This window comes from Micromonospora sp. NPDC018662 (assembly GCF_044391475.1).
In the GTDB taxonomy this organism is placed as follows: Bacteria; Actinomycetota; Actinomycetes; order Mycobacteriales; family Micromonosporaceae; genus Micromonospora.
In genome coordinates this window covers 646,075-665,653 of record NZ_JBISAC010000002.1, presented here as the reverse complement: position 1 = coordinate 665,653, position 19,579 = coordinate 646,075, and the positions used below count along the sequence as shown (strand labels likewise).

Sequence of the window (19,579 nt, the reverse complement as noted above, 5' to 3'; positions counted from 1 at the left end):
GGTCCCGGCATATCGGGTCAGGAACGGCGCACCGGTCAGAATGGACAACTCGGCGGGTGGGTCAGTAGACCAGTGCCTGCGCGCCCTCGGCCATGGCCTCCTCGACGAAGACCGCCGCCCCCGCGATCCGTACCCCCGGGAGCACGTCGTCCGAGCCGATGTCCCGCCGGGCCGCGCACTGGGTGCAGGCGGTCACCCGGCCGGTGGCCAGCACCACGTGCAGCAGCTCACCCAGCGGCGCCGAGTGCGGCAGCTCGAACGACTCCGCCCGCCCGGGCAGCGCGAACCAGGTCGACTCGCCGGTCAGCCAGAGCGACACGTCGACCCCGGCCGCCGCCGCGGTGGCGGCGACGGTGAACGCCTGGGCGCACCGCTCCGGGGCGTCCGCGCCGGCGGTGGCCTTGACGACGAGAGTGCGCGTCATGCCGCCCAGCATAGGATGGCCCGGATGGTTACCGAGATCGGGTTCGTCAGCCTGCTGGTCGCCGGCCTGGGCGCGCTCGCCGGCGGCCTGGTCTATGTCGCAGTCCGGATAGCAAGAGGTAGATGGTGAGTGAGAATCCGCTTCAGCCGCCGTGGCTGAACGCGCCGCCGGTCGAGGAGTACCCGTACCAGGAGAGCCACGACCTGCGCGTCGGCCCCAAGCTGCACCCGAGCCTGGACGGGCTGCTGCCGTACATCGGGGTGTGGCGCGGCCGGGGCCGGGGCGGGTTCCCGACGATCGAGGACTTCGACTACGCGCAGGAGATCCGGATCAGCCACGACGGCCGGCCGTTCCTGTTCTACGAGTCCCGGGCGTGGATCCTGGACGAGCAGAGCCGCCCGGTCCGCCCGGCCGGTCGCGAGGTGGGCTGGTGGCGTCCGGTGCTGGACGGCGAGCGGGTCACCGACGAGATCGAGGCGCTGATGAGCGTGCCGACCGGCGTGATGGAGCTGCACATCGGCAAGCGCAAGGGCACCCAGATCGAGTTCGCCACCGACGCGGTCGTCCGCACGGCCACCGCCAAGGAGGTCACCGCCGGCGCCCGCCTGTTCGGCATCGTCGAGGGCGCCCTGCTCTACGCCCAGGAGATGGCCGCCATGGGCCACCCCCTGACCCCCCACCTCTCCGCCCGCCTGACCCGGGTAGCCGGCTGACCCCCTTTCCCGAGGCGTTGATCAAGAGGTTTGCGTCAACAGGGAGATCAACTCCGACGCAAACTCCTTGATCAACGCCGGAAGGGCGGGTGGGCCGGAGGGAAGCCCAGGAGGGTTTGCAGGTGGGGGGTCTGGGGGGAGCGGGGGCGGGGGGTTCCGTCCAGGGAGGTGACCTCGGTGGGGCCGCGTAGGGAGCTGGTCAGCCAGATCGCGTCGGCGTCGTGCAGGTCGGACACGGTGGGCAGATGCTCGCCTGCGGTCAGGCCCAGTTCGGGGGCGCGGCTCAACAGGTGGTGGGCGGTCACGCCGGGCAGCACGCCGGTGGCCGCCGCCGGCACGGTCAGCAGCGTGCCCGCGGCCAGCCACACCACGTTCGCGGTCGGCGCCTCCAGCACGTAGCCGTCCGTCGAGACCCAGAGCACGTCGTCCACGCCCGCCCGTGCCGCCCACCGCCGGGCCGCGGTGCTCAGCGCGTACGAGGTGGACTTCACGCCGGCCGGCAGCCAGCCCAGCCCGGGGCGGGACCGGGCGGCGACGCCGAGCGGCAACGTGGCCACCGTCACGCCGTCCCGCCGGGCTCGTTGGGTGGCCGCCGGCACCTCGCCCAGCGTGGCGTACACCGTGGGTGGCCCGCCACCCTCCGGCCCGCGCGTGCAGACCAGCCGCAGCGCGCCCTCGGTCCCCGCCGGCCAGCCGGCACTCACCGCGTCCAGCAGCTCCACCAACGCCTCGACCGGGGGCAGCGGCAGGTCGATCGCCGCCGCGCCGGCCCGCAGCCGGGCCAGGTGCTCGTCGCGCAGCCAGGGCCGGCCGGCGCGCAGGTGCATCGTCTCGAAGAGGCCGTCGCCGTGCAGGACGCCCCGGTCGTCGCCGCGCAGCACCGGCTCGCCGGCCGGGACCAGTCCCCGGCCGGGCACCGCCACCCGGATCGCCTCCACGGGCGCAGCGTAGTGGCGTACCCCGGCGGCGACCGGGACCGGCGCGGCGGCCGAACTATGATCGGGGGGTGTCCGAATCCTCCCTCGCGGAACTGCTCCGCTCGCGCGGGCTGCGGCTCACGGCGCAGCGGCAGCTGGTCCTCCGGGCCGTGCTGGATCTGGGGCACGCCACCCCGGAGCAGGTGCACACGGCGGTCCGCGAGGTGGCGGCCGGGGTCAACATCACCACCATCTACCGCACGCTGGAGCTGCTGGAACGGCTCGGCCTGGTGACCCACACCCACCTGTCGCACGGCTCGCCGACCTATCACGCGGCCGGCGAGCACCAGCACGTGCACCTGGTGTGCCGGGAGTGCGGGGGGATCGACGAGATCTCCCCGGAGATGCTCGGGCCGCTCGCCGACCAACTCGCCGGGCAACGCGGATTTCAGGTCGACATCGGGCACGTGGCGCTCTTCGGGGTCTGCGGTCGGTGCGCACAGGACGGGGAACGCAAATGATCGACATCGCGGGCGCGGTGGCCGCCGACGCCATCGACGAGGAGACCCGGGACCAGCCCGAGCCGGCACACCGGGCGGCCGGCGTCGCGCCGGTGGCCGCACACTACGGCGACCCGATGCGCGAACAGCGCGTCCTCGCCACCGGCGTGGGCCTGGTCGACCGCTCGCACCGGGGTGTGATCGCGGTGCCGGGCGAGGAGCGGATCGGCTGGCTGCACACGCTGACCAGCCAGCACCTGGCCGCGCTGGCGCCCGGGCAGGGCACCGAGCTGCTGGTGCTCTCCCCGAACGGGCACGTCGAGCAGCACGCGCTGGTCGCCGAGGACGGCGAGACCACCTGGCTGGACACCGAGCCGGGGATGACCGGCGGCCTCCTGTCATACCTGGAGAAGATGCGCTTCTTCAGCAAGGTCGACCCGCGTGACGCCACCGCCGGGCACGCGCTGCTCTCGCTGGTCGGGCCGGCGGCCGCCGACGCGCTCGGCGCGCTCGGCGTCACCGGGCTGACCGCACCCGACCTGCTCGGGGTGCCGGGTCCGAAGTTCCGTTCCGGCGAGCTGCCCGCGCGGCCCTCCGTGGTGTACGACGTCGAGCCGCTGCCGTCCGGCGGCTGGGCCCGGCGGGTGGCGCTCGGCGTCGACCTGCTGGTGCCCCGCCCGGCCATGGCCGACGTGGTGGCCGAGCTGCGTGGCGCGGGCGTGCCGGTGGCCGGGCTGTGGGCGTACGAGGCGGTCCGGGTGGCCGCCCGCCGGGCGCGGGTCGGGGTGGACACCGACCACCGCACCATTCCCGCCGAGGTGGACCTGCTCGCCCCGGCCGTGCACCTGGACAAGGGCTGCTACCGGGGGCAGGAGACGGTGGCCCGGGTGCACAACCTGGGCCGGCCGCCGCGCCGGCTCGTGCTGCTGCACCTGGACGGCGTGACCAGCGACCAGCCGCCGCCCGCCGGCACGCCGGTCACGCTGGACGGGCGGACGGTCGGCTTCGTCGGCACCGCCGTGCACCACTACGAGCTGGGTCAGATCGCGCTCGCCGTGCTGAAGCGCAACACCCCCGACGACGCCCGACTGATGGTGGGCGACAGCGCCGCCGCCATCGATGTGTAAGGAAGGGCCCCTTCTTAACGCCTCCGGTAGAGGAAGGGCCCCCGCTTAACACGTCGCACACGGGAAGACTTGCGGTTGGCGAGCGGTCTAGGATCCGGGGCATGACGACAGGGACGTTGCTCACGGTTGCCCCCACCGGTGCGGAGTCGGCCAAGGCCGAGGTGCCGGCGCTGCCGGTGACGCTCGACGAGCTGCTGCTGACCGCCAAGGAGTGCGAGGCGCTCGGCGCGGCCGTGATCCACGTCCACATCCGGGACGACGAGGCGCGACCCACGCTCGACCCGGGCCGGCTGCGGGAGACCGTGTCGGCGCTGCGGGAGAGCACCGACCTGATCGTGCAGCTCTCCTCGGGCGGTGCGGTGACCGACCCGGAGGCGCACCGGCTCGCGGTGCTCGACGCCGGGCCGGACATGGCCTCCTGCACCATGGGCACTGTCAACTTCGGTGACGACGTCTTCCTCAACCGCTGGGAGTTCATCGTCGACCTGCACACCCGGATGCAGGAGCGGGGCGTCGTCCCCGAGTACGAGATCTTCGACCTGGGCCACCTCACCGCGTTGCAGCGGCTGCTCGGCAAGTACGGCCTGCCGCACGGCGGGCACGTCCACGTCGACTTCGTGATGGGCGTGCCGGGTGGTATGCCCGGCACCACCGCCACCCTGGTCGCGGCCCAGCAGATGCTGCGTGACCTGCCCGAGGGCACCACGTTCGCGGCCACCGGCATCGGCCGCAGCACCATCCCGGTGATGCTGTCCTCGCTCGCCACCGGTGGTCACCTGCGGGTCGGCATGGAGGACACGGTCACCTACGCCAAGGGCCGCCCGGTGGAGTCCAACATGCAGCTCGTGGCGCGCGCGGTCGGCTTCGCCCAGCTCGCCCAGCGTCCGCCGCTGACCACCGCCGAGGCCCGCGCGCTGCTCGGCGTGTAAGCGGCGCACGAGCAACCGCACCTGTACGGGTGCGGCCGACGTCGCAGGTCACCCCGCTGCCGGCCGTGATCGTCCCGTCGGTACCGTCCATCCCGTGGGAAAGACGTACGAGGGCGGCGTGCCGCTCGCCGAGGTGGTCCGGTCCGGGTTCGTGGAGGGCGTCCACCGTGGCTCCGTGGTGGTGCTGGACGCCGCCGGCTCGCCGGTCGCCGTCGCCGGTGACGTCGGCTCGCCGATCTTTCCCCGGTCGTCGAACAAGCCGATGCAGGCGATCGGCATGCTCCGGGCCGGGCTTGCGCTGACCGACCCGGCCGACGTGGCGCTGGTCGCCGCGAGCCACGCCGGGGAGGAGTTCCACGTCGAGCGCGTCACCGCGCTGCTCCGGGGCGCCGGGCTGACCGAGGGGGCGCTGCACTGCCCGCCGGACCTGCCGTTCGGTGAGGCCGCCCGGGAGGCCGTGCTGCGGGCCGGCGGCGGCCCGACGCGGGTGCTGATGAACTGCTCCGGCAAGCACGCCGGCATGCTGCTGACCTGCCGGGCCGCCGGCTGGTCGCTCGACGGCTACTGGCGGCCGGAGCACCCGCTCCAGCAGCGGCTGACCGCCACCGTGGAGGAGTTCACCGGGGAGCGGGCGGCGGCGGTGGGCGTGGACGGCTGCGGCGCACCCGTGCACGCCGTCTCGTTGACCGGGCTGGCGCGCGCCTTCCTGCGGCTGGTGAACGCCGAGCCGGGCACCGTCGAGCGGACCGTGGCGGACGCGATGCGGGCGTACCCGGAGTTGGTCGGCGGCACCCAGGCGGACGACACCCGGCTGATGCGCGGCGTACCCGGGCTGCTCGCCAAGATCGGCGCGGAGGGTGTGATGGCGGCGGCGGTCCCGGGCGTCGGCGCGGTCGCCCTCAAGGTCGACGACGGCGCCGCCCGCCCGAGGATGCCGGTCCTGACGTCGGCGCTGGCCCGCCTGGGCCTGACCGCCCCCATCCTCACCGAGTACGCCGAGGTGCCCCTCCTGGGCGGCGGCCTGAAGGTGGGCGCCGTCCGCCCCCTCTGGTGACCCGCTGACCTTGCACTTGCGGCCCATGTCTCGCCCGTTGTGCCAGGTTTGCCGGGGCAGGAAGTGCAAGATCGGCGACGGCGGGTCAGGGGAGGAACGCGAGGAGGGCGGTGTTTACCGGGGTGGGGTGCTCCAGGGGGAGCAGGTGGGCGGCGTTCGGGACGTCGGGGAGGCGTACCCCGTGTGGGGCCTCGGCGGCGATGCGGTCGGCCAGCCGGCGGACGTCGGGAAGGTCGTCGGCGCCGGCGGCGGCCAGCACCGGCATCCGCAGCTCGGCCAGCCGGTCGATCGCCGGCGGGTCCAGCTCGCCCACCTCGACCGCGCTGAGCGCCTGCTCGGCGGCGAGCGCCCGACGGTCCATCTCCTCGGCGAACCGGATCAGCTCGGGGTCGACGTCCTCCGGCTGCCGGCTCGGGCCGACCACCCAGAACCGCACCTCGCCGGCGGCGGTGGCCCCGAAGTCCGCCGGATCCACGTCGCCGACCAGTTCCTCCCAGAGTTGCTCGGTCTCCTCGGACCACTCGTGGCCGGAGACCGGGGCGCCGAACAGCGCCAGTGCGCTCACCCGATCCGGGTGGGCCAGCGCGGTGTCCACCGCGACCCGGCCGCCGAACGAGCAACCGACCAGCGCGGCCCGCTCGACGCCCAGCGCGTCGAGCAGCCCGACCACGTCGTCGTGGTGGGCGAACGGGGCGGGCGGCAGCTCCGACTCGCCGTAGCCGCGCAGGTCCGGGACGATCACCCGGTGTCGGGCGGCGAGCGCGGGCACCTGCCCGCGCCACATCCGCCGGTCCGCGATGCCGGCGTGCAGCAGCACCACGGCGGTGCCGCTGCCGGTCTCGTCGTAGGCGAGCGCGGCGCCGTTGATCTCGATCGTGGTCACGGCGGAACGGTACGGAGCGGACGCGGGCCCCGCAACCGCCTTCTGGTGACCTCGCTAACTCTGGCTAGCACTTTGCTTGCAGGAGCTAGCAGCCCGCGCTAGCGTTGAGTCATGGCCACCAGCAAGGACCTTCCCGATGTCGGCGGGTTCATTCGCGACCTGCGGCGCAACGCGAAGATCTCACTGCGCCAGCTCGCCGAGCAGGCCGGCGTCAGCAACCCCTACCTGAGCCAGATCGAGCGCGGGCTGCGCAAGCCGAGCGCCGAGGTGCTCCAGCAGCTCGCCAGCGCGCTGCGCGTCTCCACCCCGGCCATGTACCTGCGGGCCGGGCTGCTGGACGACAAGGAGGGGCAGGGCGTGCTCGCGGCCATCGCGGTCGACGCCGAGCTGACGATGGCCCAGAAGCAGTCGCTCACCCAGATCTACGAGACGTTCCGCCGCGAGAACGCGCGCCTGGCCGAGGCGACCGGCGCGGCCGGGCCGGCGGAGCCCGACGAGCCCACCGGGCCGGCGGAGCCGGTTGAGCCCACCAGCCCGGCCGCCGCGCCCGAGGCCCCGGCCACCGTCGCGCCGGCCGCGACCGGCCCCGTGACACCCGACGGCACCCCGACCGAGGCGGTCCTCGAGTCGGTCGCCGTCACCGAGGCGGGCCCCGCGCCCGCACCGACCACCGCCGCCCGTGCAGACACGACCGCCCGCCGGGCGGCCCGGAAGGCCGCCGGTGCGGCCGAAGAGGAGCAGTCATGACCCAGCCGAAGACCAACCGCATCCCCGCCCCCCTCTACGCCGCCGCCGGCGCCGGCGAGCTGGCCCTGGAGCAGCTGCGCAAGCTGCCCACCGTGGTCAGTGGCCTGGGCACCCGGGTCGTCGCCGACCTCGGCGGCAAGGCCGTCGGCACCGGTTACGAGCTGCGCCAGAAGGCCACCGAGACGCTCAAGACGGCCAACCTGACCGCCACCGGGCTGCGCTCGACCGACCTCGACCAGCTCCGCGAGGTCGCCAACCTGGACAAGCTCCGCGAGGCCGCCACCCGCAACGCCGCCGCCGTGGTGTCCGGCGCGTACGCCGCGCAGGAGCGCGCCCTGGCCGCGTACGCCGAGCTGGTCGCCCGCGGTGAGCGGGTCGTCGGCGCCGGCGTGCTGGAGGCCGCCGACACGGTGAACGCCGACATCGAGGCGACCGCGGAGACCGTGCCGACGCCGGCCGCCCCGAAGACCGTGGCCCCGAAGACCGAGGCGCCGAGCCCGGCCGAGGTCGCCGAGGTGGTGGCCGCCAAGCCGGCAGCCGTGAAGCGGACCCGGGCCACCAAGGCGACCGCCACCCAGGCCGCCGCCGCCAAGCCGGCCACCCCGTCGGCGAAGCTGCCGAAGGCCACGAAGCGGACCCGCCCGACCGCCGAGTGACCCGACTCTCCACCGAGACCCCGGACAGCGTCCTGTCGGACGTTTCCGGGGTCTCGGCATAAGCTTGCCGACATGGCCTACGCCGCGCCGATCTTCGCGTTCGAAGTCCGCAATGTGATTCAGCTGATCCTGCTCGTCTTCGCCCTCGTCATCCAGGGCGTGGCCCTGGTGCACGCGCTCACCCAGCGTGGCGACGGCTTCGCCGCCCTCGGCACGCTGCCCAAGGGCGGCTGGGTCGCCATCCTGGCGGTCTGCCTGCTGCTGACCCTGCTGGGCTTCGGCCCGATCAGCCTGTTCGGACTGGTCGGCATCGCGGCCGGCCTCATCTACCTGCTCGACGTGCGGCCCGGCCTGCGTGACCTGCACGACGGCCGAGGGTCCTGGTGAGAGGTTTCCGCTGGCCCCCGCCGCCGGACGGCGGTCCCCGCACCTGGGGGCCCGGGCCCGGCGGGCCGCGCACCGGCCGGCCGGCGCTGCCCGAGCCGGAGACGGAACTGGTCGACACCCCGCACGGGGTGAGCCTGGAACGCCTGGTCACCGGCGTCGGTGACCCGGTCACCGTGTTCGCGCACGGGCTCGGCAACGGCATCGCCACCACGCGGCCGTTCGGCAGCGGCGTCACCGGCCGGCGGGTCTTCTTCCAGTTCCGCGGGCACGGCCGGTCCGACTCCCCGCCCGGGCCGTGGAGCTATCTCGACCTCGCCCGTGACCTGCGGGCCGTCGCCGACCTGAGTGGCGCCACCCGCGCGTTCGGCGCCAGCCTCGGCGCGGGCGCGCTGTGCCGGCTGCTCGCCGAGAGCCCGGCACGCTTCGAGAAACTCGTCTTCTTCCTCCCCGCCGTGCTCGACACCCCGCGCGGCGAGGTGGCCCGGGCCCGCCTCACCGGCCTGCTCGACGCGGTGGCCGACGGCGACGCGCACGCGCTCGCCGAGGTGGTGTCGCTGGAGCTGCCGCCGTCGGTCCGCAACACCCCGGCCGGCTGGGCTTACCTGCGGCAACGGCTCGACCAACTGCTGCGCGACGGGCTCGCGCCCGGGCTGGCCGGCCTGCCGGAGCAGGCCCCGCTGGACGACGCCGGCACGCTCGCCGCGGTCACCGCTCCGGCCCTGGTGATCGGCTGCGTCGACGACGACCTGCACCCGGTCGCCGTGGCCGAGCAGCTCGCCGCCGCGCTGCCGGCGGCCACCCTGCACGTGTACGACCGGCCCGGCGTGCTCTGGACCGAACGCGCCGACCTGCGGGAGCGCGTGTCGTCGTTCCTCAACGGGTAACGTCGGCCGGCATGGGCGTCACACACCACGGCCGTACGCACCGCCTCGACCTCGCCGATCCCACGCTGCGCGAGTGGACGTGCCGGGTGCTGGCGGCCGACCCCGAACAGGGCATCGTGCTGGACCGGTCCGCGTTCTACCCGGGCGGCGGTGGGCAGCCGCCGGATCACGGGGTGCTGCTCTGGCAGGGCGTGCAGACCCGGATCGCGGGCACCCGCAAGAGCGACGACCTCTGGTTGATCCCGGTCGATGGTGACCCGCTGCCGCCGGTCGGCGCCGACGTCACCGGCGCGGTGGAGGACGCCCGGCGCACCATGCTGATGCGCACCCACTCCGGGCTGCACGTGCTCTGCGGCGTGGTGTTCCGCGACTTCGGCGCGCTGGTCACCGGCGGCAACATGGAGCCCGGGGAGGCCCGGATGGACTTCAACCTCCCCGAGGTGCCGCCCGACTTCAAGGCCCGCATCGAGGAGCTGGTCAACGCCGAGGTGGCCGCCGACCGCTCGGTCGCGGTCCGGGTGCTGCCGCGCGCCGACGCGCTGGCCCTGCCGGACATCATCCGTACCCAGTCCAACCTGATCCCGCCGACCGAGCAGGAGGTGCGGATCGTCGACATCGTCGGGCTCGACGTGCAGGCCGACGGCGGCACGCACGTCGCCTCCACCGCGCAGATCGGCAAGGTCCAGGTGGTCAAGGTGGAGAGCAAGGGCCGGGCCAACCGCCGGGTACGGGTCCGGCTCGCGGACTGAGTCAGTCCGGCAGGTGCGCCGCCCGGACGTCGAGCAGCCACCGCTCCACGGTCTCCTCGTCCGGGCGCTCCGGCAGTGGCGAGCGGGTCCGGGCGAACTCCGCCTCGGCGTCGGCCACCAGCGACTCCGCCTCGGCCAGCGCGCCGCCGGCCACCCGCTCGCCGAACGCCCGGAACCACTCCGGATCGGCGAGCCGGATCTCCAGCACGCCGGTGGCATAGAGGACCCGGCCCTGGTGCAGCAGCCGGGCCAGGTGCCGGGCGTGCTTCGCCGAGCGCCGCCGGCCACCGGTGTCCAGCGGCGCGGCGGCGAGCTTGCGGAACTGCTGCGAGGCGTACCCGAGGTAGGCGTCGCGGACCCGGGGCGCGCTGAGGAACGCCGACCGGATGTCGATCAGGCGTTCGCCGAACGCCGCGCGGGTCTCGTAACAGTCGTCCGGCAGCCACATCAGCTCGGTGGCGGTCGGGTTGCCGCTCAGCGCCAGGAGCGCGTACTTCCGCGCCTCGTGCAGGGTGACGTCCGGGTCGGTGGTGACCACCGACTCCCGGGGCGGGTGGAGGCCGTGGAACGCCACCGTCGGCGCGGCGAACACGCCGATCCGGTCGACGTCCGAGCCGGGGCCGGCCAGCCCGTACGCGACCGAGCCGACGATGCCGGAGAGCAGCAGGTCCATGCCGTCATGATCGCGGATCCCAGTCGATCGGGAAACCGGACTTCGGCTGTCAGGTATCGGTGACACGGTGAGTCCATGAACTCACCACTGACCGGAAAGGTCGCGCTCGTCGCGGGCGCGACCCGGGGCGCCGGCCGGCAGATCGCCGTCCAACTCGGCGCCGCCGGAGCCACCGTCTACGCCACCGGCCGCACCACCCGGGACCGCCGCTCGGAGATGGGCCGGCCGGAGACCATCGAGGAGACCGCCGAGCTGGTCACCGCCGCCGGCGGCACCGGCATCGCGGTCGCCGTCGACCACCTCGACCCGGAACAGGTACGCAAGCTGGTCGAGCGGATCGACGCCGAGCAGGGCCGGCTCGACGTGCTGGTCAACGACATCTGGGGCGCGGACCCGCTGATCACCTGGGAGAAGCCGGTCTGGGAGCAGCCGCTCGACGCCGGCTTCCGGACGCTGCGGCTGGCCGTCGACACCCACATCATCACCAGCCACTTCGCGCTACCGTTGCTGATCCGCAAGCCGGGCGGGCTGGTGGTCGAGATCGGCGACGGCACGAAGGCGTACAACGACGCGACGTACCGCCTGTCCGTCTTCTACGACCTGGCGAAGGTGTCGGTGAACCGGCTCGGCTTCACCCAGGCGCACGAGCTGGCCCCGCACGGCGGCACCGCGGTCGCGCTCACGCCCGGCTGGCTGCGCTCCGAGGCGATGCTGGAGCACTTCGGCGTGACGGAGGCCAACTGGCGCGACGGCGCGACTACCGACCCGCACTTCGTCATGTCCGAGACGCCGGCGTTCGTCGGGCGGGCGGTGGCCGCGCTGGCCGCCGACCCGGACCGGCACCGCTGGAACGGCCAGTCGCTGGACAGCGGCGGGCTGGCCCAGGTGTACGGCTTCACCGACCTCGACGGCACCCGCCCGCACTGGGCCCGCTACCACGACGAGGTGGTCGCGCCGGGCAAGCCGGCCGACGACTCCGGCTACCGCTGACCGGTGTCGTCCGGCGGCTCGGCGTAGAGCGCCGCCGCGCGGCGGGCCGCCTCGGCGAACCGGGCCCGCAGCTCCGGCGGCGCCAGCACCTCCACCTCGGGGCCGAGCGCCAACAGTTGGCCGTACGCCACGTCGACCGACTCGACGGGCAGCCGGAGCACCAGCCGGCCCTGCCCGTCGGGCCGGCCGGCCGCGGCCACCGCCTCCTCGTAGACGAACGGCGCGTCCACCAGGTGCCGCAGCACCCGCAGCCCGGCCGGCCCGAGCCGTACGGTGACCCGCTCCCGCAGCAGGTCCCGCAGGAACGCGCCGGCCTGCTCCCGCCAGTACGCCCCGAGGTCGAAGCGCTCGTCCCGCGTGAAGCGCTCCACACCCACCTCGACGTCGACCACCCGGTCCACCCGGTACGTCCGCCACCCGTCGCCGACGCGGCCGACGAGATACCAGACGCCGTTCTTCAGCACCAGTCCGTACGGCGCCAGCGCGCGGGTCACCTCCCGGTCGCCGCGCCGGTAACGCAGCTCGACGGTCCGGTCCTGCCAGACCGCCCCGGCCAGCTCGGCCAGCCGGGGCGGCGGCGCGCTCTCCCGGAACCAGCCCGGCACGTCCAGGTGGAACCGCTGACCGGTACGCGCGGGCGCGTCCCGCAGGCTCGGCGGCAGCGCGGCCAGCACCTTCAACTCGGCGGCGGCCACCGCGTCGGCCAGTCCCATGTCGCCGGCCGGCCCCGGCAGCCCGGCCAGGAACAGCGCCTCCGCCTCGTCGCGGCTCAACCCGGTCAGCCGGGTCCGGTAGCCACCGAGCAACCGGTAGCCGCCGGCCCGGCCCCGGTCGGCGTAGACCGGCACGCCGGCGGCGGAGAGCGCCAGCACGTCCCGGTAGACGGTGCGTTCGGAGACCTCCAGCTCGCGGGCCAGCTCGGCCGCCGTCATCGTCTCCCGGGACTGGAGCAGCAGCACCAACGAGATCAGCCGCGACGCACGCACCCACCCATTGTGCGTGCGCGAGCCCACTAGGCTGTGCCGTCGTGAACGCCTCCCGTACCGTCGCGCCCGTCACCGGCGCGGTGACCCGCTTCCTCGGCGGCGCCGGCCTGCTGCTGCGCGGCTTCGGCATGTACGTCCGCAGCCCCAGACTGATGCTGCTCGGCGTGGTGCCGGCGCTGATCTCCGGCGTGCTCTACCTGGCACTCTTCGCCACCCTGCTCTACTTCGTGGACGACCTGGCGGCCTGGCTCACCCCGTTCGCCGACGACTGGTCGTCGACCGCGCGCGGGCTGCTGCGGGTCACCGCCGGGCTGGCCGTCGTCGGGGTGGCGGCGCTGGTCGGGGTGCTCACGTTCACCGCTGTCACGCTGGCCGTCGGCGACCCGTTCTACGAGGCCATCTCCGAGCGGGTCGAGGACCGCCTCGGCGGCACCCCGGACCAGGTGGAGATGCCGTTCTGGGCCTCGATGCGGCGCAGCATCGCCGACTCGTTGCGCCTGGTGGCCATCTCCGCGCTGGTCGGCGTACCCCTGTTCGTGGCCGGTTTCATCCCGCTGGTGGGGCAGACGGTGGTGCCGGTGGTCGGTGCCCTGGTGGGTGGCTGGTTCCTGGCGTTGGAGCTGGTCGGTGCGCCGTTCCAGCGGCGCGGGATGCGGCTGCCGGACCGACGGTCGAAGCTGCGGGCGGACCGACCGACCGCGCTGGGCTTCGGGGCGGCGGTCTTCCTGTGTTTCCTGATCCCGCTCGGCGCGGTGCTGGTCATGCCGGCAGCCGTCGCCGGAGCCGCCCTGTTGGCCCGCCGCTCGTTCGGCCAGCACATCGAGGAGCGCTGACCCCATGGACACCGTGCTGATCCAGGGCGACATCACCGCCCAGCAGGTCGACGCGATCGTCAACGCGGCGAACTCGTCGCTGCTCGGCGGCGGGGGCGTGGACGGCGCGATCCACGACCGGGGCGGGCCGGCGATCCTGGCCGAGTGCGAGGCGTTGCGCGCCGCCCGCTACGGGCGGGGGCTGCCGACCGGGCAGGCGGTCGCCACCACGGCCGGCGACCTGCCGGCGCGCTGGGTGGTGCACACCGTCGGGCCGGTCTTCTCGCCGGGCGAGGACCGGTCGGCGCTGCTGCGCGACTGCTACGCCAACAGCCTGCGCGTCGCCGACGAGCTGGGCGCGCTGACCGTCGCGTTCCCGCTGATCTCCGCCGGGATCTACGGCTGGCCGGTCGAGGACGCGGTCGCGCAGGCGCTGACCGTGCTGCACGCGGCTACCCCGGCCCACCTGGTCGAGGCCCGGCTGGTGCTGTTCGGCGCCGACGCGTACGCGACCGCGGTGCGGGTCGCCGCCGGGCTCAGGTGAGCGTGCGCCGGCACGACCACTGGCTGTCGACCGGCCGGTAGCCGAGCCGCGCGTTGACGGCCAGCATCGGCGCGTTCGCCCCGTCGTTGGAGGTGTACGCGGTGCGCACCCCGCGCGCCGCGGCGGCGTGCAGCGCCGCCTGCTTGGTCAGCCGGGCCAACCCCCGCCCCCGGTGGGCCGGCAGCGTGCCGGTGAAGTCCGACCACATCCGGTCGCCGTCGCGCTTCACCAGGCTCAACGCGACCAGCTCACCGTCGATCTCGGCGACGGTGCTGGCTTCCCGGTCGAGCCCGAGGTTCTCCCAGCACTCGTGGTGCCAGAGGTCGTAGTCGAGCGCGTCCGTCGGGACGTCCCCCGGCTCGTCCCGGGACGCCTCGGCGTCCACCCGGTGGACCCGGCGCGGATCGAGGCCGGCGGCCGGCAGCAGCCGGACGCCCGGCGGCGGCTCCGGCATCGGCGGGGCCGGGTCCAGGTCGAGCGCGGAGTAGCGCAGCTCCCGGCTGGGCGTGAAGCCGTGCCGCTGCGCGAACGGCAGCGCCTCGGCGCGGGCGTGACCGAGCACCCGGGTCGAGCCGATGGCCCGTACGTGGTCGAGCGCGGCGTCGAGCAGCGCGGTGCCGGCGCCCCGTCGGCGGTGGTCCGGGTGGACGTGCAACGTGGAGATCTCGCCCACTCCGGGCGTCGAGGTCTGCATGTTGCGGTACGCCGACGCCCAGCCGACCACCTGCCCGTCCGCCTCGACGACCCAGGCCGCCCAGTCCTCGCCGGGCGGCGGCTGGTCGATCATCCGGCGGGTCGACTCGACGCCGCGCACCAGGTAGGGGAAGACCAGCTTGCGCAGTGCCACCACGGCGGGCGCGTCGTCGGGACGGGCGGCGCGGATCTCGAGGTCGCTCATCCCGGCGACCCTAGCGTTGCCACCTGTCGTCTTCCATCGGGTTTCGGCCGTGGCCGCGACCGGTCCGGACCAGCGGTCGGTCCGAGCGGGGCAGACACCTCGCGTGCGCTTGGGTACTCTCCGCGTGCTGGGTTCGTCACTGCACGGGGGCAGGTGCCTTGCCGGGTGACGGCTGGGACATGACGTGAGGAAGAGGCAAAGATGCGGGTGTTGTCAAAGGCTGTGGTCGTCGGTGCGGTCGGAGCGGCGGTGGCGGCCACGTTCGCCGGTGTCGCACTCGCCGCGGCCGACGACGCGCCGACCGAGACCAACGGCGGTTCCATCGTGGAGGATTTCAGCTACCCGGGCGCGGCGGCCATCCTGGCCCAGCAGAACGTCGAGCTGATCTCCGGTGACGGGCACATCGTGCTGGCCGACTGCGCCGCGTCTCCCGCTGGTGACGTCGGCCTGATCCAGGTCTACACGACTGAGCAGATCGGTCAGACGGGCGATGGCGTGATCTGCTTCAAGGCGCTCGCCTCGACCGGCCGGCTCGACCTGAAGGTGCCGGCTGTCTACGAGGTCCACGGTGACGGGCGGACGTCCACCACCGGCCACAACGGCACGGCGACGGTCATCACCGACGACGGGGAGAGGACCACGAAGAACCTCGACCCGAACGGCAGCATCCAGTTCGGCATCGGTGACGGCGGCACCGAGCCGACCACTCTGGTCCAGCTGACCGTCAAGCCGTAACCGACCGCCGGTCGTCGGGGACGACGACCGGCGACCCGTTCACAGGACGCCACTCCGGCATTGGCCGCGTACCACTTTGCGGTACGCGGCCAATGCTGTCTGCGCAACATCGGGTCGAGCGCCGGCCAATCCGCCGGGGACCGCGTGAAATGTCCACAATGCTGAGTACGGGGGAAAAGTGAGCAGATGGAGGATACGACCAGCCGGTCGTATGACGGTGGCGGCCACCACCGCGCTGTCGGTCGTTCTGGCGCTGGTCGGCGCGGTGCCGGCACGCGCCGAGGAAGCGCCTGTCCCCGCCGATCGCGCGCTGGTGGCGCAGGCCTGGCGTCTCGGTGGTGCCGAGGTGCGGGCCGCCGCGGAGAAGGCGTTGCTGGGGTCGGAGACCGACGTCCGGGCCTTCCTGACCACCAACTGGGAGCAGCGACGCCAGGTCGATGAGCGGATCGCCGTCAACCAGATGATGGCGAACGGCGGCCCGGCGATCAGAAGCGCGGCTCAGACGGCGCTCGACTCGCCCGAGAGCAGCTACCGGGAGTGGTTCCTGGACTCGGGCTGGCGTAACCCGTGGCGCACCGACCAGCGGGTCCGCATCAACCAGATGATGGCCGCCGGGGGCGCTCAGCTCAAGGTGGCGGCGCAGAAGGCGCTCGACAGCAACGACGACGACGCCTACCAGGACTTCATCGATGCCGGCTGGCGCACGCCCTGGCAGACCGACCTGCGGATCAAGGTAAACCAGATCAAGGCCGGCGGCGGGCCCGAGGTGAAGGTCGTCGCCCAGCGAGCCCTCGACGCCGGGACACCGGAGGCGTTCACCCGGTTCATCGACGAAGAGTGGGAGGTGGCGTCCGCCCGGGACCAGGAGACGGCGACTATCGCCGACCTGGCGAGCGCCGCGACCGAGGCGAGCCAGACGTCGGCCCGGGAGACGCAGGCCGCCAAGGAGAACGCCGAGAAGGCAGCGGCGGAGGCCGCCGCCGCGCGCGCCGCCGCCGAACGAGCGAAGGAAGCCACCGCGAGCGCCCAGGGCAACGCCCAGGCCGCCGCGGCGGCGGCCAAGCAGGCGGCAGTCGCGGCCGACAACGCCGCCGACGCCGCCCGCGAGGCGGTCGGTGCGGCGAACGCCGCCAGCGCCGCGGCCCGAGTCGCGGCGAGCGCCGCCTCCCGCGCCGCCTCCGCCGCCTCCCGAGCAGGTCAGGCGGCATCAAAGGCGTATCGGGCGGCGGCCGATGCCGCAGTGGATGCCAACAAGGCCAGCGATGCCCGGGTCGCTGCCCAGGCGGCACGAGACATCGCGGTCGGTGCGAAGAAGGCAGCGGACGCAGCCGCGGCGGCGGGAAACGCCGCCAAGGAGGCGGGACTCGCCGCCAAGGCGGCCACCTCGGCCGGCCAGCAGGCCACTGCTGCCGCGCAGGCTGCCGAGCAGGCGGGCGTCTATGCCCAGCAGTCCGGTGCGAACGCGGCGGAGGCGATCGCCGCGGCCGCTGCCGCACGGGCGAACGCCGACCGCGCGAACCGGGCGGCCGGTGCGGCGAGTGCCTTCGCGGACGCCGCGGCGACGGCGGCCTACAAGGCACGGGACGCGGCCAACAAGGCGGTGGCCGACGCCAACGCGGCGGCTCAGGCCGCGGACGAGGCCGCGGCGCATGCGGGCGAGGCGGCCTACGCCGCGCAGCGCGCGACCGCGCACGCCAACGCGGCCACCGCTGCGGCCCAGGCCGCCATCAACGCGGCCAACGAGGCGAAGACGGTCTACGACGCCGCGCGTACGGCCGAGAGGGAGCGCATCGCCACCGCTGCCCAACAGGCCGAGCAGGCGGCCCTGGCAGCAGCGGCAAAGGTGACCGCGCAGCAGTCGAGGGTCAGTCTCGAGCGGGAGCAGGCCGCTCAACGTTCGGCGGAGACGAACCGCCTCCTGGCCGAGGCGACCGCTCCCGGTACGGACCCCGCGCTCGCGGTGACCGACGCGCGCAAGGTCGCTCTCGCCCTGGCCCGGTCCGACGGGCAGTGGACGAGGACCGCCGCGCTCGAGGCGCTCGGTGGCAGCGACGAGATGGTGCTGGAGTACGTGCGTACCGGCCTGCCGCAGGCAGCCGCCCAGGACGATCGCAAGACGCTGACCGATCTGGCGGTCGGCGGCTCCGATGCGATGAGCGCCGCGGCCCAGGCCGCCCTCGCGGGGTCGGACGCGCAGGTCGCGGAGTTCCTGCGCACCCGGGACTATCCGGGGAGGGTGCAGGACGACCGACTGGCCGTCAACAACGTTCAGGCCGAGGCCCGGGAAGCCGGCAACACGGTCGTCGTGCAGAAGGCCCAGGACGCGCTGGACGCCGGCACGGGCCCGGTGTTGGCTGCTTTCCTGGCCACCGGTCAATACCAGGCCGAGTCGATGGACGCGCGGGTCAAGGCGAACCAGATCCTGAGCGCTGCGGCCCCCGGGTCGGAACTGGCGGGCGCTGCGCAGGCCGCGCTCGACGGTCCTCCGGCACTCCTCAACGAGTTCCTCCGGTCCGGCCGCTACACGGCCGCCCAGCACGACTACGACAGCGCGACACACAACGCGGTGGTGTCGGGCCTGCTCGCGGAGGCCTCCCGGGCGGCGACGAGTGCCCTGGCGAGTGCGCAGGAGGCACAGGCGGTCGCGGCGAAGGCTCGCGGCGACGCGGCGCTCGCCAACACCTATGCCCAACAGGCCAAGCAGTCGGCGATCGATGCCCAGGGATTCGCTCAGCAGGCACTGAACTCCGCCAACGACGCCGAGCGCTCGGCCCAGCAGGCGGCGGCGTCGGCAGCGACCGCCAGGGACGCGGCGGCCAGGGCGACCGCCTCGGCCGACGAGGCGAGCAAGTCCGCTGTGTGGGCGCAGGCTTCCGCCGCGCGCGCGCGGAAGTACGCCGCGGAAGCGTTCGCCTCGTACAAGCGGGCGTTCGACTCCTCGATGGCCGCGAAGAAGGATGCGGCACTGGCCGCGGTCGCTGCGAACGAGGCGCTCGCCGTGGTCAAGCAGAAGATCGCGGACGAGGAGGCGCAACGGATCGGCAGCGAGGCTGCCAAGTGCATGCAGAAGTATCCGGGCACCCTGCCGCTGTACGAGAAGCTCCGCAAGGAATGTGTGGCCATCGGCAGTGCTACGGCCACCGACACCGTCAAGCGGATGCTGGTGTTCGGCGAGACCTGCGGACACATGTACCGGCAAGGCACGGAGGCGCACAAGAACTGCCTCTACGACGTGCTGAACCCGGAGTTCATCTACAACCGCCAGCTCGAACTGGCCCAGCCGCTCATCGACGCCGCCGTCATGGTGATGTTCGCGTTCGTCGGGCTCGAACTGGGCCTGCTGTGCGCGGTGCTGGAGCCGTGCGGGCTCTTCCTCATCGCGAACAGCCCGGAGTTCGGCGCGCTGTACGGCGAGGCGGCGCTGCTGGGCCTGTATGGAACCGCCGGCACCGCGGCGGGTATCCGGGCCGCCGGCATGCTCGAACGGATCAGCGCCCAGGCCGAGGCGGATGAAGCCGCGCTGGCTCGTATCACGGCGGCGATGAATCGCCCGCCGAGCGGCAACGGATTGATCCTTCCGCCCGGCACCACCCAGGCGACGTTCGACGATTCGATGGGGCTACTGCGTCAGGCGGTGCGGGACAAGGGATACAACGGCGAACTGATGCTGCACGGCAGTCGGGTCGGGGGCACCCCCAGGGCGAACTCCGACTTCGACTTCGCGATCCGGGTGTCGGACGCCGAGTTCGATCGCATCGCTCAGGCCCGTCTCGCCACCCTGAAACCGGGAGGCAACCGATGGGCGACGCTTCAGCACGGCATCAGAGTCGGTAAGATCCAGCGAGGCGAGATCGGCCTGAGCGGCACCGGCAGGCAGCTTGAGAAGTCGCTGGGCGTCGAGGTCGACATCTCGGTGATCCGCATCGGTGGCCCGTTCGATGTCGGACCCTGGTATGCGGTGGGAGGCTGAC

At 73.7% G+C, this 19,579-nt stretch carries 22 protein-coding genes; 16 read left to right on the top strand and 6 right to left on the bottom strand.

Annotated elements, in window-relative coordinates; all coding sequences use genetic code 11:
• Positions 1 to 61: 61 nt before the first annotated feature.
• A complete protein-coding gene (locus ACH495_RS08535; protein ID WP_396857062.1) occupies positions 62 to 436 on the bottom strand; it encodes a DsrE family protein in 375 nt (124 codons plus the stop codon).
• 12 nt (positions 437 to 448) lie between these two features.
• On the opposite strand from ACH495_RS08535, the gene mtfM reads away from it, so the two are divergent.
• Both mtfM and ACH495_RS08525 read left to right on the top strand, forming a co-directional pair.
• On the top strand, positions 449 to 553 hold the full coding sequence (gene mtfM, locus ACH495_RS08530) for a small membrane protein MtfM (protein ID WP_013475110.1): 105 nt from the start codon (positions 449 to 451) through the stop codon (positions 551 to 553).
• Positions 547 to 1,137: an FABP family protein gene (locus ACH495_RS08525; protein ID WP_396857061.1), complete on the top strand. Its 591-nt coding sequence runs from the start codon at positions 547 to 549 to the stop codon at positions 1,135 to 1,137. Before mtfM ends, ACH495_RS08525 begins: the two co-directional genes overlap by 7 nt.
• A gap of 71 nt (positions 1,138 to 1,208) precedes the next feature.
• Here ACH495_RS08525 and ACH495_RS08520 read toward each other — a convergent pair whose 3' ends face one another.
• Positions 1,209 to 2,075 carry an aminotransferase class IV gene (locus tag ACH495_RS08520; RefSeq protein WP_396857060.1) on the bottom strand — a complete coding sequence of 289 codons (867 nt, stop codon included), beginning with the start codon at positions 2,073 to 2,075 and terminating at the stop codon, positions 1,209 to 1,211.
• A 68-nt stretch (positions 2,076 to 2,143) separates the two neighbouring features.
• Between ACH495_RS08520 and ACH495_RS08515 the strand changes: the two genes are divergently transcribed.
• The 4 genes from ACH495_RS08515 (at position 2,144) to ACH495_RS08500 (ending at position 5,664) form a co-directional block, all read left to right on the top strand.
• A complete protein-coding gene (locus ACH495_RS08515; RefSeq protein WP_396857059.1) occupies positions 2,144 to 2,575 on the top strand; it encodes a Fur family transcriptional regulator in 432 nt (143 codons plus the stop codon).
• Entirely contained in the window at positions 2,572 to 3,681 is a 1,110-nt protein-coding gene (locus ACH495_RS08510) for a YgfZ/GcvT domain-containing protein (protein WP_396857058.1), read from the top strand. The genes ACH495_RS08515 and ACH495_RS08510 overlap by 4 nt, the downstream gene beginning before the upstream one ends.
• Before the next feature lie 101 nt (positions 3,682 to 3,782).
• Complete coding sequence (locus ACH495_RS08505; RefSeq protein WP_396857057.1) at positions 3,783 to 4,610, top strand: 3-keto-5-aminohexanoate cleavage protein; 828 nt, start codon at positions 3,783 to 3,785, stop codon at positions 4,608 to 4,610.
• A gap of 94 nt (positions 4,611 to 4,704) precedes the next feature.
• Positions 4,705 to 5,664, top strand: coding sequence for an asparaginase (locus tag ACH495_RS08500; protein WP_396857056.1), 960 nt, complete (start codon positions 4,705 to 4,707; stop codon positions 5,662 to 5,664).
• 85 nt (positions 5,665 to 5,749) lie between these two features.
• Here the strand turns inward: ACH495_RS08500 and ACH495_RS08495 are convergent, their stop codons facing one another.
• On the bottom strand, positions 5,750 to 6,547 hold the full coding sequence (locus ACH495_RS08495; RefSeq protein WP_396857055.1) for an alpha/beta fold hydrolase: 798 nt from the start codon (positions 6,545 to 6,547) through the stop codon (positions 5,750 to 5,752).
• Positions 6,548 to 6,658: 111 nt separating this feature from the next.
• Here ACH495_RS08495 and ACH495_RS08490 point away from each other — a divergent pair, with 111 nt between their 5' ends.
• From ACH495_RS08490 to ACH495_RS08470, 5 genes are all read left to right on the top strand, one after another.
• Positions 6,659 to 7,294: a helix-turn-helix domain-containing protein gene (locus ACH495_RS08490; protein ID WP_396857054.1), complete on the top strand. Its 636-nt coding sequence runs from the start codon at positions 6,659 to 6,661 to the stop codon at positions 7,292 to 7,294.
• Complete coding sequence (locus ACH495_RS08485) at positions 7,291 to 7,950, top strand: hypothetical protein (RefSeq protein WP_396857053.1); 660 nt, start codon at positions 7,291 to 7,293, stop codon at positions 7,948 to 7,950. Before ACH495_RS08490 ends, ACH495_RS08485 begins: the two co-directional genes overlap by 4 nt.
• Positions 7,951 to 8,022: 72 nt before the next feature.
• Complete coding sequence (locus ACH495_RS08480; RefSeq protein WP_396857052.1) at positions 8,023 to 8,337, top strand: DUF2516 family protein; 315 nt, start codon at positions 8,023 to 8,025, stop codon at positions 8,335 to 8,337.
• Positions 8,334 to 9,221 (top strand): alpha/beta fold hydrolase, encoded by an 888-nt coding sequence (locus ACH495_RS08475; RefSeq protein WP_396857051.1) that lies wholly within the window; start codon positions 8,334 to 8,336, stop codon positions 9,219 to 9,221. Before ACH495_RS08480 ends, ACH495_RS08475 begins: the two co-directional genes overlap by 4 nt.
• A gap of 11 nt (positions 9,222 to 9,232) precedes the next feature.
• Positions 9,233 to 9,970 (top strand): alanyl-tRNA editing protein, encoded by a 738-nt coding sequence (locus ACH495_RS08470; RefSeq protein WP_396857050.1) that lies wholly within the window; start codon positions 9,233 to 9,235, stop codon positions 9,968 to 9,970.
• 1 nt (position 9,971) lies between these two features.
• Here the strand turns inward: ACH495_RS08470 and ACH495_RS08465 are convergent, their stop codons facing one another.
• Complete coding sequence (locus ACH495_RS08465; RefSeq protein WP_396857049.1) at positions 9,972 to 10,643, bottom strand: DNA polymerase beta superfamily protein; 672 nt, start codon at positions 10,641 to 10,643, stop codon at positions 9,972 to 9,974.
• A 75-nt stretch (positions 10,644 to 10,718) separates the two neighbouring features.
• Between ACH495_RS08465 and ACH495_RS08460 the strand changes: the two genes are divergently transcribed.
• Positions 10,719 to 11,633 carry an SDR family oxidoreductase gene (locus ACH495_RS08460; protein ID WP_396857048.1) on the top strand — a complete coding sequence of 305 codons (915 nt, stop codon included), beginning with the start codon at positions 10,719 to 10,721 and terminating at the stop codon, positions 11,631 to 11,633.
• Here ACH495_RS08460 and ACH495_RS08455 read toward each other — a convergent pair.
• Positions 11,624 to 12,619, bottom strand: coding sequence for a helix-turn-helix transcriptional regulator (locus ACH495_RS08455; RefSeq protein ID WP_396857047.1), 996 nt, complete (start codon positions 12,617 to 12,619; stop codon positions 11,624 to 11,626). The genes ACH495_RS08460 and ACH495_RS08455 overlap by 10 nt on opposite strands.
• Positions 12,620 to 12,660: 41 nt before the next feature.
• Between ACH495_RS08455 and ACH495_RS08450 the strand changes: the two genes are divergently transcribed.
• Both ACH495_RS08450 and ACH495_RS08445 read left to right on the top strand, forming a co-directional pair.
• A complete protein-coding gene (locus ACH495_RS08450) occupies positions 12,661 to 13,452 on the top strand; it encodes an EI24 domain-containing protein (RefSeq protein ID WP_396857046.1) in 792 nt (263 codons plus the stop codon).
• A gap of 4 nt (positions 13,453 to 13,456) precedes the next feature.
• Positions 13,457 to 13,975, top strand: a complete 519-nt coding sequence (locus tag ACH495_RS08445) for an O-acetyl-ADP-ribose deacetylase (RefSeq protein WP_396857045.1) — start codon at positions 13,457 to 13,459, stop codon at positions 13,973 to 13,975.
• Here the strand turns inward: ACH495_RS08445 and ACH495_RS08440 are convergent.
• The gene (locus tag ACH495_RS08440) at positions 13,968 to 14,873 is read right to left on the bottom strand and encodes a GNAT family N-acetyltransferase (protein WP_396857044.1); all 906 of its coding nucleotides are present in this window, start codon (positions 14,871 to 14,873) and stop codon (positions 13,968 to 13,970) included. The genes ACH495_RS08445 and ACH495_RS08440 overlap by 8 nt on opposite strands.
• 201 nt (positions 14,874 to 15,074) lie before the next feature.
• Here ACH495_RS08440 and ACH495_RS08435 point away from each other — a divergent pair, with 201 nt between their 5' ends.
• Together ACH495_RS08435 and ACH495_RS08430 are read left to right on the top strand one after the other, a co-directional pair.
• Positions 15,075 to 15,608 (top strand): hypothetical protein, encoded by a 534-nt coding sequence (locus ACH495_RS08435; protein ID WP_396857043.1) that lies wholly within the window; start codon positions 15,075 to 15,077, stop codon positions 15,606 to 15,608.
• Positions 15,609 to 15,825: 217 nt separating this feature from the next.
• Complete coding sequence (locus ACH495_RS08430; protein WP_396857042.1) at positions 15,826 to 19,578, top strand: ALF repeat-containing protein; 3,753 nt, start codon at positions 15,826 to 15,828, stop codon at positions 19,576 to 19,578.
• Position 19,579: the final 1 nt, after the last annotated feature.

Coding starts and splice junctions, on each gene's coding strand:
- ACH495_RS08535 (WP_396857062.1), bottom strand. CDS start 436: ATGCTGGGCGGCATGACGCGCACTCTCGTCGTCAAGGCCACCGCCGGC.
- mtfM (WP_013475110.1), top strand. CDS start 449: ATGGTTACCGAGATCGGGTTCGTCAGCCTGCTGGTCGCCGGCCTGGGC.
- ACH495_RS08525 (WP_396857061.1), top strand. CDS start 547: ATGGTGAGTGAGAATCCGCTTCAGCCGCCGTGGCTGAACGCGCCGCCG.
- ACH495_RS08510 (WP_396857058.1), top strand. CDS start 2,572: ATGATCGACATCGCGGGCGCGGTGGCCGCCGACGCCATCGACGAGGAG.
- ACH495_RS08505 (WP_396857057.1), top strand. CDS start 3,783: ATGACGACAGGGACGTTGCTCACGGTTGCCCCCACCGGTGCGGAGTCG.
- ACH495_RS08490 (WP_396857054.1), top strand. CDS start 6,659: ATGGCCACCAGCAAGGACCTTCCCGATGTCGGCGGGTTCATTCGCGAC.
- ACH495_RS08485 (WP_396857053.1), top strand. CDS start 7,291: ATGACCCAGCCGAAGACCAACCGCATCCCCGCCCCCCTCTACGCCGCC.
- ACH495_RS08480 (WP_396857052.1), top strand. CDS start 8,023: ATGGCCTACGCCGCGCCGATCTTCGCGTTCGAAGTCCGCAATGTGATT.
- ACH495_RS08470 (WP_396857050.1), top strand. CDS start 9,233: ATGGGCGTCACACACCACGGCCGTACGCACCGCCTCGACCTCGCCGAT.
- ACH495_RS08465 (WP_396857049.1), bottom strand. CDS start 10,643: ATGGACCTGCTGCTCTCCGGCATCGTCGGCTCGGTCGCGTACGGGCTG.
- ACH495_RS08460 (WP_396857048.1), top strand. CDS start 10,719: ATGAACTCACCACTGACCGGAAAGGTCGCGCTCGTCGCGGGCGCGACC.
- ACH495_RS08445 (WP_396857045.1), top strand. CDS start 13,457: ATGGACACCGTGCTGATCCAGGGCGACATCACCGCCCAGCAGGTCGAC.
- ACH495_RS08440 (WP_396857044.1), bottom strand. CDS start 14,873: ATGAGCGACCTCGAGATCCGCGCCGCCCGTCCCGACGACGCGCCCGCC.
- ACH495_RS08435 (WP_396857043.1), top strand. CDS start 15,075: ATGCGGGTGTTGTCAAAGGCTGTGGTCGTCGGTGCGGTCGGAGCGGCG.